This window comes from Streptomyces sp. WMMC1477, from assembly GCF_027460245.1.
Lineage (GTDB): Bacteria > Actinomycetota > Actinomycetes > Streptomycetales > Streptomycetaceae > Streptomyces.
Window position 1 is genome coordinate 806,879 of sequence record NZ_JAPZBD010000003.1, and the last position, 12,446, is coordinate 819,324.

The 12,446-nt window shown below is 69.4% G+C and carries 11 protein-coding genes; 2 read left to right on the forward strand and 9 right to left on the reverse strand.

The features are described 5' to 3' along the window. Positions 1-75: 75 nt before the first annotated feature. The 4 genes from qcrB to ctaE form a co-directional block, all read right to left on the reverse strand. Positions 76-1,713, reverse strand: a complete 1,638-nt coding sequence (gene qcrB, locus O7609_RS04000) for a cytochrome bc1 complex cytochrome b subunit (protein WP_269733514.1) — start codon at positions 1,711-1,713, stop codon at positions 76-78. Further along, a complete protein-coding gene (qcrA, locus tag O7609_RS04005) occupies positions 1,710-2,783 on the reverse strand; it encodes a cytochrome bc1 complex Rieske iron-sulfur subunit (protein ID WP_269733515.1) in 1,074 nt (357 codons plus the stop codon). Before qcrA ends, qcrB begins: the two co-directional genes overlap by 4 nt. After that, positions 2,780-3,604 (reverse strand): cytochrome bc1 complex diheme cytochrome c subunit, encoded by an 825-nt coding sequence (gene qcrC / locus O7609_RS04010; RefSeq protein ID WP_269733516.1) that lies wholly within the window; start codon positions 3,602-3,604, stop codon positions 2,780-2,782. Before qcrC ends, qcrA begins: the two co-directional genes overlap by 4 nt. Before the next feature lie 69 nt (positions 3,605-3,673). Next, positions 3,674-4,294, reverse strand: a complete 621-nt coding sequence (gene ctaE, locus O7609_RS04015) for an aa3-type cytochrome oxidase subunit III (protein ID WP_219092416.1) — start codon at positions 4,292-4,294, stop codon at positions 3,674-3,676. A 246-nt stretch (positions 4,295-4,540) separates the two neighbouring features. Between ctaE and O7609_RS04020 the strand changes: the two genes are divergently transcribed. Further along, positions 4,541-4,945, forward strand: a complete 405-nt coding sequence (locus O7609_RS04020) for a hypothetical protein (RefSeq protein ID WP_269743089.1) — start codon at positions 4,541-4,543, stop codon at positions 4,943-4,945. 156 nt (positions 4,946-5,101) lie between these two features. Here the strand turns inward: O7609_RS04020 and O7609_RS04025 are convergent, their stop codons facing one another. The 4 genes from O7609_RS04025 to ctaC all read right to left on the reverse strand — a co-directional run bounded on the left by O7609_RS04025 (position 5,102) and on the right by ctaC (position 9,694). Then, complete coding sequence (locus O7609_RS04025; protein ID WP_269733518.1) at positions 5,102-6,400, reverse strand: L,D-transpeptidase; 1,299 nt, start codon at positions 6,398-6,400, stop codon at positions 5,102-5,104. A gap of 146 nt (positions 6,401-6,546) precedes the next feature. Then, entirely contained in the window at positions 6,547-6,945 is a 399-nt protein-coding gene (locus tag O7609_RS04030) for a cytochrome c oxidase subunit 4 (RefSeq protein ID WP_269733519.1), read from the reverse strand. After that, complete coding sequence (ctaD, locus tag O7609_RS04035) at positions 6,942-8,696, reverse strand: aa3-type cytochrome oxidase subunit I (protein WP_269733520.1); 1,755 nt, start codon at positions 8,694-8,696, stop codon at positions 6,942-6,944. Before ctaD ends, O7609_RS04030 begins: the two co-directional genes overlap by 4 nt. Further along, complete coding sequence (gene ctaC / locus O7609_RS04040) at positions 8,693-9,694, reverse strand: aa3-type cytochrome oxidase subunit II (protein ID WP_269733521.1); 1,002 nt, start codon at positions 9,692-9,694, stop codon at positions 8,693-8,695. Before ctaC ends, ctaD begins: the two co-directional genes overlap by 4 nt. 227 nt (positions 9,695-9,921) lie before the next feature. On the opposite strand from ctaC, the gene O7609_RS04045 reads away from it, so the two are divergent. Then, complete coding sequence (locus O7609_RS04045; protein ID WP_269733522.1) at positions 9,922-11,319, forward strand: cysteine desulfurase/sulfurtransferase TusA family protein; 1,398 nt, start codon at positions 9,922-9,924, stop codon at positions 11,317-11,319. Positions 11,320-11,341: 22 nt separating this feature from the next. Here O7609_RS04045 and O7609_RS04050 read toward each other — a convergent pair whose 3' ends face one another. Beyond that, positions 11,342-12,316 (reverse strand): carbohydrate kinase family protein, encoded by a 975-nt coding sequence (locus O7609_RS04050; RefSeq protein ID WP_269733523.1) that lies wholly within the window; start codon positions 12,314-12,316, stop codon positions 11,342-11,344. Positions 12,317-12,446: the final 130 nt, after the last annotated feature.

Here is a 12,446-nt window from a genome sequence, read left to right on the forward strand (position 1 = left end):
CGGGAAGGCCACAGGGCCCCGTCCACCGTCCGGACGAGGACGGCGAGCGGGGCCCTGCTGTGGCCGCTGCTGAGATCAGTGGTGCCCGTGTCCGGACATGATCTCCTGGTACTCCTTGGGCGTCGGCTTGGGGATCTGCGCGTGGGGGCCGAAGTAGCCCCGGCTGACGCGGATCCGCAGCCGCTCGACCGGACCGATCTTGCGCTTGACGCCGTTCTCGTCGACGGGCGGCGGCAGCTCGGCCGGCTTCATCTGCTCGTGCTGGGTGAGCAGGTGGAGCTGCTCCTGCGAGAGCGGCTCGTGCACCTCGACGAACTCACCGTGCGGCAGGCGCTTGATGATGCCGGTCTCGCGGCCGTGGAGCACCTTGTCCCGGTCCCGGCGCTGCAGGCCGAGACAGATGCGGCGCGTCGCGATGAACACCAGGACCGGCACCACGAAGAAGCCGATGCGGACGAACCAGGTGATCGAGTTGATCGACAGGTCGAAGAAGATCGCCCACAGGTCGTTGCCACCGCCGACCAGCATGACGAAGTACCAGCTGATCCAGGCGACGCCGAACGCGGTACGCGTCGGAGCGTTGCGCGGACGGTCCAGCAGGTGGTGTTCGCGCTTGTCCTTGGTGACCCAGGACTCGAAGAACGGGTACAGGGCGAGGCTGACCAGGACCAGCGGGAAGATCATCAACGGTACGAACACACCGAAGTTGATGGTGTGGCCCGTCGGGATGACCCACTCCCAGCCTGGCATCACGCGGATGAGGCCCTCGGAGAAGCCCATGTACCAGTCGGGTTGGGCGTTGGTGGACACCTGGTCCGGCCGGTAGGGCCCGATCACCCACACGGGGTTGATCTGGAACAGCGCGGAGATGAGCGCGATGATGCCGAAGACCAGGAAGAAGAAGCCGCCGGCCTTGGCGATGTACACCGGCATGAAGGGGAACCCGACGACGTTGGAGTTCGTGCGGCCGGGGCCGGGGTAATGGGTGTGCTTGTGGTAGACGAGCAGCAGGATGTGGGCCACGACGAGGCCCAGCATGATGCCCGGCAGCAGCAGCACGTGGATCGCGAAGAACCTCGGGATGATGTCCGTGCCCGGGAACTCGCCGCCGTAGAGGAACATCGCCAGGTAGGTGCCGACGACCGGGACGGCGAGGATGGCGCCGCTCATGAAGCGGATGCCGGTACCGGAGAGCAGGTCGTCCGGGAGCGAGTAGCCGGTGAAACCGGTGAACATGCCCAGGACGAACAGGAGGAAGCCGAACAGCCAGTTCAGCTCGCGCGGCTTGCGGAACGCTCCGGTGAAGAACACCCGCATCATGTGCACGAACATGGCGACGAGGAAGATCAGCGCCGCCCAGTGGTGGATCTGCCGGACGAGCAGACCACCGCGGACGTCGAAGCTGATCTCCAGTGTGGAGGCGAAGGCCTCCGACATCAGCACGCCCTGCATCGGCACGTAGGAGCCCTCGTAGTGGACCTCGGCCATGGAGGGCTTGAAGAACAGCGTCAGGTAGACGCCGGTCAGGATGATGATGATGAACGAGTAGAGCGCGATCTCGCCCAGGAGGAACGACCAGTGGTCCGGGAAGACCTTCCGGACGTTCTTCTTGGCGGCACCGTAGATGCCGAGTCGGCCGTCGGCCCAGTCCGCGATGCGCTCGCCCCGTGGGGCCTCCGGCCGGGGCCGGACGTTGTCGGCTGCGTTACTCATCCGCGCTCCCAGAAGCTCGGTCCGACGGGCTCGGCGAAGTCGTCCAGCGCCGTCAGGAATCCCTCGTCGTCCACCCCGATGCGCAGCTGCGGCAGCGGGTGGCCGGCGGGCCCGAAGATGACGCGCGCGCCGTCGGCGAGGTCGAACGTGGACTGGTGACAGGGGCACAGCACGTGGTGCGTCTGCTGCTCGTAGAGGCTGACCGGGCAGCCCACGTGGGTGCAGATCTTGGAGTACGCGACCACGCCCTCATAGGACCACTCGAGTTCCTGCTGGTCCTTGATGTCCTCCGGCTCCAGCCGGACGAGCATGAGCGCCGCCTTGGCGATCTCCCTCTGGAACTCGTGCGAGTCGTGCTCCAGCCCCTCGGGCATGGCGAAGGTCAGCGAGCCCACGGTGATGTCCTCGGGGCGCAGCGGCTCCGAGGTGTTCTCGTTGACGAGACGCTTGCCGCGCTGCCAGGCGGTGTGCCGCAGCTTGGTGCCCGGCGCCGGGCCGAGGCTGCCGAGCAGCACGACGCCGGAGAGCGGCACGAGGGCCAGCGCGCCGAACATGGTGTTGCGGAGCAGCCTGCGACGGCCGAACTGCGAGTCCTTGACGCCGACGGCGAGGTCGGCGAGGGCCGACTGCTTGACGGTGTCGTCCGCGCCGATCGGGTAGCGGTCCTGCACGATCTCGGCGCCGCTCATCAGCGTCCGGGACCAGTGCACGGTGGCGGCGCCGATGGCGAACAGCGCCACGCCCAGCGTCGTGCCCAGCGCGAAGTTCAGCGCGTTGATGTGGCCCAGCGGGAAGATGTAGACGAGCTTGTCGACCGGGATCATCGCGTAGGAGACGATGAAGCCGACCGTCGCCAGCATCGACAGGGTGAACAGCAGGGCCACGGTGCGCTCGGAGCGCTTGGCCGCGCGCTCGTCGATGTCCTGGATGCGCTCGTCGTGCGGCGGCAGTCCGGGGTCGGCGAACGGGTTGGTGTGTGCCGGCTCCGTCTCGGCCCCGTGGGGGTCCCGCGCGGAGGGCAGGTTCTTGTCGTCTGACACGTTCTCGTGTGGTCCAGTCTCGCTACTCATGACTTCCTGGCCTTAGCGTTCCGGGCCGCGATCCAGACGGTGATACCGACCAGGACGGGCAGACCGACGGCCCAGGCGAACAGACCCTCGGCGACGGGGCCGAAGCCACCGAGCTTGTACCCGCCCGGGGTCGCGGCCTCGGAGGAGTTGACCTTGGCCAGGTAGGCGATGATCTCCTTCTTCTCCTCGGTCGGGAGGACCGTGTCCGGGAAGGAGGGCATGTTCTGCGGGCCGGTCTGCATGGCCTCGTAGAGGTACTTCGGCTCGACGTCCGTGAGGTCCGGAGCGTACTTGCCGTCCGTCAGGGCGCCGCCCTCGCCGGTGAAGTTGTGGCACTGCGCGCAGTTCGTGCGGAACAGGACACCGCCGTTGGCGATCTCCTCGGCACTGAGCCCGGCGGGGTCGTACTGCTCCTTGGTCGGAACGGCGGGGCCGGGGCCGAGCGAGGCGACGTAGGCCGCGAGCTGGTCGATCTGGGCCTGCGTGTACATCACCGGCTTCGGGGGCGCCTGCTCACCCGGGGCCTGCATGGGCATGCGGCCGGTGCCGACCTGGAAGTCGACCGCGGCGGCGCCGACGCCGACGAGGCTCGGGCCGTCGCTGGTGCCCTGGCCACCGGTGCCGTGGCAGCTTGCGCAGCCGACGGCGTAGAGCTTCTCGCCCTCCTCGATGGCGAGGGACTGGGCGGCGGCCGTCTCATCGGCCTTCGCCTCGCCGGCGGGAGCGAACGCGGCGTACAGCCCCCCGGTGGCCGCCAGCGCGAAGAGTAGAACGACGATCGCCGCCAGCGGATGGCGCCGTCGTGCGGAGAGCTTTTTCACGGATTACCCCGGTGTCAGGATCTTCTGCGTCGATGTCTTTGGCTCTGCTGTGCCAGGCCCGCGGCCCGACTACTTGATCAGGTAGATCGTGGCGAAGAGGCCGATCCAGACGACGTCGACGAAGTGCCAGTAGTAGGACACGACGATGGCCGCGGTCGCCTGGTGGTGGGTGAACCGCCGCGCCATGTACGTCCTGCCGAGGACGAACAGGAACGCGATCAGGCCACCGGTGACATGGAGCCCGTGGAAGCCGGTGGTCATGTAGAACACCGAGCCGTAGGGGTCGGAGGAGAGGGACAGGCCCTCGTGCTTGACGAGCTCCACGTACTCCACGATCTGGCCGCCGATGAAGACGGCGCCCATCACGAACGTGATCACGAACCACGAACGGAGCTTCTTCACGTCCCCGCGCTCGGCCGCGAACACACCCATCTGACAGGTGAGTGAGGAGAGCACCAGGATGGTGGTGTTGGCCGCCGCGAAGGGGAGATTGAGCGCATCCGCCTTCTCCGTCCAGAACTCCGCGCCCATCACCGAACGAGCGGTGAAGTACATCGCGAAGAGCGCCGCGAAGAACATCAGCTCGGAGCTGAGCCAGATGATCGTTCCGACACTGGTGAGGTTCGGCCGGTTGACCGACGGGTGCGCGTGCCCGGTTTCTACTGCTGTTGCTGTCGCCACGACCGACATTATGTCGGTCGCTTATTCCGTCCTCACTTCGGGGGGTCCAGTTCGGTGTGTCCGCCCCCGTGGGCAGGACGAACCCGGGGAACGCGCCGGTTCCCGGGGCCGTCCGAAGTGGTGCCCGCCGCGTGGGTGAGGGAGTAGCATCCCGGGCACGCACGCAGTACACGCGACGTACCGAGCACCACCTCTTCAGCCCTGTCCACACGACCCGCCTCAGCCTGTCACGGCGGATACGAACGCGGAGGAACGATGCAGCCGACGGCCACGGTGCTGGTCTACAGCGATGACGTGAGCACCCGCGAGCAGGTGCGGCTGGCGGCCGGGCGACGGCCCGCGGCGGACGCGCCTTCGGTGGAGTACCTCGAGTGCGCCACGCTGCCGGCCGTGATCAGCGCTCTCGACGCGGGCGGTGTCGACGTCTGCATCCTGGACGGCGAGGCCACCCCCGCGGGCGGCATGGGCGTGTGCCGGCAGATCAAGGACGAGATCTTCGACTGCCCGCCCGTGCTGCTGCTGATCGGGCGGCGGCAGGACGCCTGGCTGGCCTCCTGGAGCCGCGCCGACGCCGTCACCGCCCATCCGGTGGACCCGGTGGCGCTGGCCGACGCGCTGGCCGGTCTGCTGCGCGGCCAGAAGGCCGGCAACGCCGCCTGACGCGTGCGATGCGCGGGGCACCGGGCGCCCCCTTCGCAGGCGGAGCCCGGTGCCGGGGGCTGCGCTCGCCGGCCCGGCGCCTTCGCGCAGAACCTCCCCGGCGGAGGCCCTGCGGTTCCCCGCGCCCCTGTGCGGCACGGGGAACCCGGGGCGGCGTCACACCCGGGGGCGCAGGCGGCCCGCGCCGCCGCTGGTGTCCGGCCCCGCCTCCTGGACGGCACGGTGGAGGGAGCTGCCCTTCCGCCACTCCTCCCAGGTGAGGTTCCAGTCCCCGAAGCCGTTGCCGAAGGCGGGCATGTCGGTGCCCTCGGTGTTGACGTGGGTGACCAGGTCTCCCTGGCGGACGTTGTTGAAGAACCAGCGGGCGTTGGCGGTGCTCATCCCGGTGCAGCCGTGGCTGACGTTGGCGGAGCCGTGCGAGCCGGCCGACCAGGGCGCCGCGTGGACGTACTCACCACTCCAGGTCAGCCGGGTGGCCCAGTGGACGGGCATGTCGTAGTACTCGGAGCTGCCGGGGCCGATGCCGATGCTGGTGCTGGTCATCCGGACGAAGGACTGGCGGGCGAGGATGACCTTGGTGCCGTTGCGGGTGCGGAAGCCGGCCTTGCCGGTGGTGATGGGGAAGGTCTTCACCACCTCGCCGTTGCGCTTGACCGTCATCTGGAGTGACTGGGCGTCGGCGACGGCCTCCACCCGGTCTCCCGTCCTGAGGGCGAGCGGCTCGCTCTCGCCGCCGTAGAGGCCCTTGCGGACCTGGATGCCCTCCAGCCGGCTCTCCACGGATATTCTGGCGTTCGTCGGCCAGTACTCCTTGGGCCGGTAGTGCAGCTTCTTGTCGTCGACCCAGTGCCAGGAGCCGGTGACCTCGGGCGTGGAGGTGACCCGCAGGGCCCGTTCGACGATCCGCCGCTGTTCGGCCTTCCCGACCTTCCTGCTCAGCTCCGCGGTGATCGGCTGGCCGACGCCGTAGGTGCCGGCCTCCGGGCCGAGGGTCACCTCCAGGCGCTTGTCCTCGGGCGCCTCGCGGGTGCGGAAGGCGGAGGTGGTGCGGCCGGGATGGCCGTCCTCGTTCTCCGTGCCGACCTTCACCGTGTACGTCGCACCGGCGGCGAGCGGGGTGGTGTTGCGCCAGCGGGTGCCGTCGGCCGACAGTTCCCCGCGGACGTGGCGGCCCTCGTCGTCGACGACGACGACGTCGGTTATCCGGCCCTCGTCACCGGTGGCGGAGACCTCCAGTGGCTTGTCGGCGTCGATCGTGCGCCGGGTCTTCCCGCCCGCGGCCGTCACCGCCGTGGCCTTTCCGCCCGCGCTGACGGCGACCTGGTCCGCGGCGTCGTACGGCTTCCCGCCGAGCGGGTGCGAGGAGTCCCCGCAGGCCGTCAGTACCACCGCCGAGGCCAGCAGTACCGCGCCGCTTCGGATGATTCGTTGCGATCCATGCGTCCCGTGCCTCATGGCTTAGAACGTATGAAGACTGGGCAGAACGGGCGCGTTCAGCGCGTACAAACGGGTCACCCCCGGAGAACACTCCGGGGGTGACCCTTGACTTTCACGCGGCCGCGCTCACGTGTTCGGCGCACCGAGCACGGCCTCACGGTGTCTCACTGGTTCTGGTTCTCACCGTGGTAGTACTCGAACACCCAGCCGAACAGGCCCACGAGGATGACCGGTGCGGAGATCCACATGAGCCACCAGCCGAAGACGAGGCTCAGGAAGGCGAACGCGCTGCCGAGCCCGAGGGCGAGCGGCTGCCAGCTGTGCGGGCTGAAGAAGCCCAGCTCGCCCGCGTCGTCCGCGACGTCCGCGTCCTCCCGGTCCCCGGCACCCGTGTCCACCCGCCGGGCGGTGAACGCCAGGTAGTAGCCCACCATGATGCTCAGGCCGAAGGCCATGAACAGCGCGGTGGTGCCGACCGGCTCCTTCGACCACATGCCGTAGATGATGGCCATGGCCAGGATGAAGAGGGCCAGCCAGATGAACATCTTGCCCTGGATCTTCACTTGCCGGTCTCCTTCGCACCCGATGCGCCGCCGGCGATGGAGGCCGGGGCCTCCTCGGCGATGTGGTTCTGCAACTGGTCGAGCGCCGCGATCTCCGGGTGGTGCAGATCGAACGCAGGCGACTCCGAGCGCACCCGCGGCAGGGTGAGGAAGTTGTGCCGCGGCGGCGGGCAGGACGTCGCCCACTCAAGCGAACGGCCGTAGCCCCACGGGTCGTCGACTCCGACCTTCTCGCCGTACTTCGCCGTCTTCCAGACGTTGTAGAAGAACGGCAGCATCGACGCGCCGAGCAGGAACGAACTGATCGTCGAGATGGTGTTCAGCGCGGTGAAGCCGTCGGCCGCGAGGTAGTCGGCGTACCGGCGGGGCATGCCCTCGGCGCCGAGCCAGTGCTGCACCAGGAAGGTGCCGTGGAAGCCGACGAACAGCGTCCAGAACGTCATCTTGCCGAGCCGCTCGTCCAGCATCTTGCCGGTGAACTTCGGCCACCAGAAGTGGAAGCCGGCGAACATCGCGAAGACCACGGTGCCGAACACCACGTAGTGGAAGTGGGCCACCACGAAGTAGGAGTCGGAGACGTGGAAGTCCATCGGCGGCGAGGCCAGGATGACGCCGGTCAGACCACCGAAGAGGAAGGTGATCAGGAAGCCGACGGTCCACAGCATCGGGGTCTCGAAGCTGAGCGAGCCCTTCCACATGGTGCCGATCCAGTTGAAGAACTTCACACCGGTCGGAACCGCGATGAGGAAGGTCATGAAGGAGAAGAACGGCAGCAGCACACCGCCGGTGACGTACATGTGGTGGGCCCACACCGTCACCGAGAGGCCGGCGATCGCGATCGTGGCGCCGATGAGGCCGATGTAGCCGAAGAGCGGCTTGCGGGAGAAGACCGGCACGATCTCCGAGACGATGCCGAAGAACGGCAGCGCGATGATGTACACCTCGGGGTGACCGAAGAACCAGAACAGGTGCTGCCACAGCAGCGCCCCGCCGTTGGCCGGGTCGAAGATGTGCGCCCCGAAGGTGCGGTCCACCATCAGGCCGAAGAGGGCCGCGGCGAGCACCGGGAAGGCCAGCAGCACCAGCACACCGGTGAGCAGCACGTTCCAGGTGAAGATCGGCATGCGGAACATCGTCATGCCCGGAGCGCGCATGCAGATGATCGTCGTGATGAAGTTGACCGCACCGAGGATCGTGCCGAAGCCGGAGAGGGCCAGACCGACGATCCACATGTCGGCGCCGACCCCCGGCGAGTGCTCCACGCTCGACAGCGGCGTGTAGGCGAACCAGCCGAAGCTGGCCGCACCGTTCGGCGTGAGGAAGCCGCCCACCGCGATCGAGGAGCCGAACAGGTAGAACCAGTAGGCCAGCATGTTCAGCCGCGGGAACGCCACGTCGGGCGCGCCGATCTGCAGGGGCATGATCCAGTTCGCGAAGCCCGCGAAGAGCGGAGTCGCGAACATCAGGAGCATCACCGTGCCGTGCATGGTGAAGAGCTGGTTGAACTGCTCGTTCGACACCATCTGCGTGCCCGGACGGGCCAGCTCGGCGCGCATGATGAGCGCCATGACGCCGCCGATGATGAAGAAGACGAACGACGTGACGAGGTAGAGCGTGCCGATCGTCTTGTGGTCGGTGGTCGTCAGCCACTTGACCACGACGTTGCCTGGCTGCTTGCGCCGCACGGGCAGCTCGTTCTCATATGAGTCGTCTGCCGCGGCGGCACCCTGGGGTTCGTTGAGGATGCTCACGGGTTGTTCGTCTCCGCATTCTTGGCCGCTTCCGACTGCTCGATCGTCGCAGGCAGATAGCCGGTGTTGCCCTGCTCGGCCAGTTCCTCCAAGTGCTGCTGGTAGCGCTCAGGGGAGACGACCTTGACGTTGAACAGCATCCGAGCGTGGTCCGTACCGCACAGCTCGGCGCACTTGCCGAGGAAGGTGCCCTCCTTGTTGGGGGTCACCTCGAAGACATTGGTGTGGCCGGGGATCACGTCCTGCTTCATCAGGAACGGCACCACCCAGAAGGAGTGGATGACGTCCCGCGAGGTGAGGACGAACTGGACCGTCTCGCCCTTGGGCAGCCACAGCGTGGGGCCGGGGTTGCCCGTCTGCGGGTTCCGGTCGCCCGGGATGCCCGCCACGTGCACGCCCTCGGCGCCCTCGGGAACGGCCTCCATCATCCGGTCGGGGATACCGGCGAGCTCCTCGGCGTCCCGGTTGTCGGTGGACGGGTCGCCGTCCACGTCCTCCAGGTAGTTGAAGCCCCAGCTCCACTGGTAGCCGACGACGTTGACGACGTGGTCGGGCTTGTCGGAGGTCTCCAGCAGCTCGGTCTCGTCACGAGCCGTGAAGTAGAAGAGCACCGAGACCATGAGGAGCGGGACCACGGTGTACAGCGCCTCGATGGGCATGTTGTACCGGGTCTGTGTGGGCACCTGGACCTTGGTGCGGGAGCGCCGGTGGAAGATGACGCTCCACAGGATCAGCCCCCACACCAGCACGCCGACGGCGAGGGCAGCGGCCCACGACCCCTGCCACAGGGAGAGGATGCGCGGCGCCTCCTCCGTGACGGGAGTGGGCATGCCGAGGCGGGGGAGGTCCTCTGATGTGCAACCGGTTGCGGTCGCCAGGACCAGGACCGCGGACAGCGCCGGCGGCAGGATCCGCCGCATCGGGCGCCGCGACCGGGGGGAACCACCCGCGGGCGCCTCCAGGCGCTCGTGGGGGAGGTCGGAGCCGTTGGGACTCACGTAGCGCCTTCCCGAGAGTCTCGCCCGCTCAGCCGGGCGCGGACCTGGTGACCGGGCGCCGGCCCTGGCGCGGGCAGGGTTTGGATGTTTATGCGGACCAAACCCTACTGGACACGATCTGGAGGCGTGCGGGGAGGGTGGGTAACGCGCCGCCGCTCCCTCCGAAGGGGTGGAATGCCCCGGTGCGGGGGCCCGGCGGCGGCCTCTGGGCGGGTTAGGTTTTGCCCGTGCCCTACTTCGACGCCGCATCCGCCGCCCCCCTGCACCCCCTGGCCCGGCAGGCGTTGCTCGCCGCGCTCGACGAGGGCTGGGCCGACCCGGCGCGGCTGCACCGCGAGGGGCGGCGGGCCAGGCTGCTGCTGGACGCGGCCCGGGAGTCGGCCGCCGAGTCGGTGGGCTGCCGCCCGGACGAGGTGGTCTTCACTCCTTCGGGCACCCACGCCCTGCACACCGGGGTGGCCGGTGTGCTGGCCGGGCGGCGCCGGGCGGGGCGGCACCTGCTGGTCTCGGCCGTCGAGCACTCGGCCGTCCTGCACGCCGCCGAACGGCACGAGGCGGACGGCGGGACGGTGACCGAGGCGCCGGTGGACCGCGGCGGCCGCGCCGTCCCGGAGAAGTTCGCCGGCTTGCTCCGTCCGGGGGGCCCTGGGCCCGGGGAGGCCACCGCGCTGGCCTGTCTGCAGTCCGCCAACCACGAGGTGGGCACCGTCCAGCCGGTGGCCGAGGTGGCCGCCGCCTGCCGGGAGGCGGACGTACCCCTGCTGGTGGACGCCGCCCAGTCCCTGGCATGGGGTCAGGTCGGCGGGGACTGGGCACTGCTGGCCGCCAGCGCGCACAAGTGGGGCGGGCCGAGCGGGGTGGGACTGCTCGCGGTGCGCAAGGGCGTCCGCTTCGCTCCGCCCGGGCCGCGGGACGAGCGGGAGTCCGGGCGGGCGCCGGGCTTCGAGAACCTTCCCGCCATCGTGGCCGCCGCGGCCTCGCTGCGGGCGGTGCAGGCCGAGGCGGCGGCGGAGGCGGAGCGGCTGCGTCCGCTGGTGGACCGCATCCGGCAGGCGGTGCCCGAACGCGTCGGGGACGTGGAGGTCGTGGGCGATCCGCTGCGCCGGCTGCCGCACATCGTGACCTTCTCCTGCCTCTACGCGGACGGCGAGGCGCTCCTGCACGCGCTGGACGAGGCCGGGTTCTCGGTGTCCTCCGGCTCCTCGTGCACGTCCAGCACCCTGACCCCGAGCCATGTGCTGCGTGCGATGGGCGTCCTGTCGGAGGGGAACGTCCGGGTGTCCCTCCCCCGGGGGACGACAGCGGAGGAGGTGGAGGCCTTCCTGCGGGCGCTCCCGGGGGCCGTCCGCTCCGTGCGGGACCGGCTGAAGCCGCGGGAGGCCGCACTGGCCGGGCCCGCCCCGGCGCCCTCCGGCGCGTCGGTCACCGTGGACGCGCTGGGCAAGCGCTGCCCGATCCCGGTGATCGAGCTGGCCAAGGTGATCGACCGGGTGCCGGTGGGCGGCGTCGTCACCGTGCTCTCCGACGACGAGGCCGCCCGGCTGGACATCCCGGCGTGGTGCGAGATGCGCGGGCAGGAGTTCCTCGGCGCCGAGGGGACGGAGTACCGGGTCCGCCGCCGCTGATCCCCTGCCCGTGGCCGGGACGTCAGGCCAGGTTGGCCTGGACCTCGGCGGCGGCGTCGGAGCCGTAGGCCTTGGTGAAGCGCTCCATGAAGTGATCGCGGCTGAGCGCGTACTCCTGGGTGCCGATGGTCTCGATGACCAGGGTCGCCAGCATGCAGCCGACCTGGGCCGCCCGCTCCAGGCTCACGCCCCAGGCGAGGCCGGAGAGGAAGCCGGCCCGGAAGGCGTCGCCGACGCCCGTCGGGTCGGCCTTGCGCTCCTCCTCCGGGCAGCCCACCTCGACGGCCGGCTCGCCCTTGCGCTCGATCCGCACACCGCGGGCGCCCAGGGTGGTGACGCGGGTGCCGACCCGGGTGAGCAGCTCCTCCGCGGACCAGCCGGTCTTCCGCTCGATGAGCGCGGCCTCGTACTCGTTGGCGAAGAGGTAGGCGGCGCCGTCGGTGAGCTCGCGGATCTCGTCGCCGTCCATGCGGGCGAGCTGCTGCGAGTAGTCGGCGGCGAAGGGGATGCCGCGGTTCCGGCACTCCTCGGTGTGCCGGAACATCGCCTCCGGGTCGTCGGCGCCGATGTGCACCAGGTCCAGGGTGCCCACACGCTCGGCGACGGCGTGGAGCTCGATGAGCCGGGCCTCGCTCATGGCCCCGGTGTAGAAGGAGCCGATCTGGTTGTGGTCGGTGTCGGTGGTGCAGACGAAGCGGGCCGTGTGCAGCACCTCGGAGATCCGCACGGACTCGGTGTCCACGCCGTGCCGCTCCAGCCAGGCGCTGTACTCGGCGAAGTCCTCACCGGCCGCGCCGACGAGGACCGGACGGGCGCCGAGCTGCCCCATGCCGAAGCAGATGTTGGCCGCGACGCCCCCGCGGCGGACGTCGAGGGTGTCCACGAGGAAGGACAGGGAGACGGTGTGCAACTGCTCCGCGACCAGCTGGTCGGCGAATCGACCGGGGAAGGTCATCAGGTGATCGGTGGCGATGGAGCCGGAGACGGCGATGCGCACGGCGGGCTGCTCCTGTCGTGGCGGAGTCGGTTGGGCGGTCGCTTCACGCTACCCGTTCGAGGGAACTTCGCAGCAGATGTACCTACTGGCGATTACTACCCGAAAGTAGGTCTTACCCGACCTCCGATTG

Coding starts and splice junctions, on each gene's coding strand:
- qcrB (WP_269733514.1), bottom strand. CDS start 1,713: ATGAGTAACGCAGCCGACAACGTCCGGCCCCGGCCGGAGGCCCCACGG.
- qcrA (WP_269733515.1), bottom strand. CDS start 2,783: ATGAGTAGCGAGACTGGACCACACGAGAACGTGTCAGACGACAAGAAC.
- ctaE (WP_219092416.1), bottom strand. CDS start 4,294: ATGTCGGTCGTGGCGACAGCAACAGCAGTAGAAACCGGGCACGCGCAC.
- O7609_RS04020 (WP_269743089.1), top strand. CDS start 4,541: ATGCAGCCGACGGCCACGGTGCTGGTCTACAGCGATGACGTGAGCACC.
- O7609_RS04025 (WP_269733518.1), bottom strand. CDS start 6,400: ATGAGGCACGGGACGCATGGATCGCAACGAATCATCCGAAGCGGCGCG.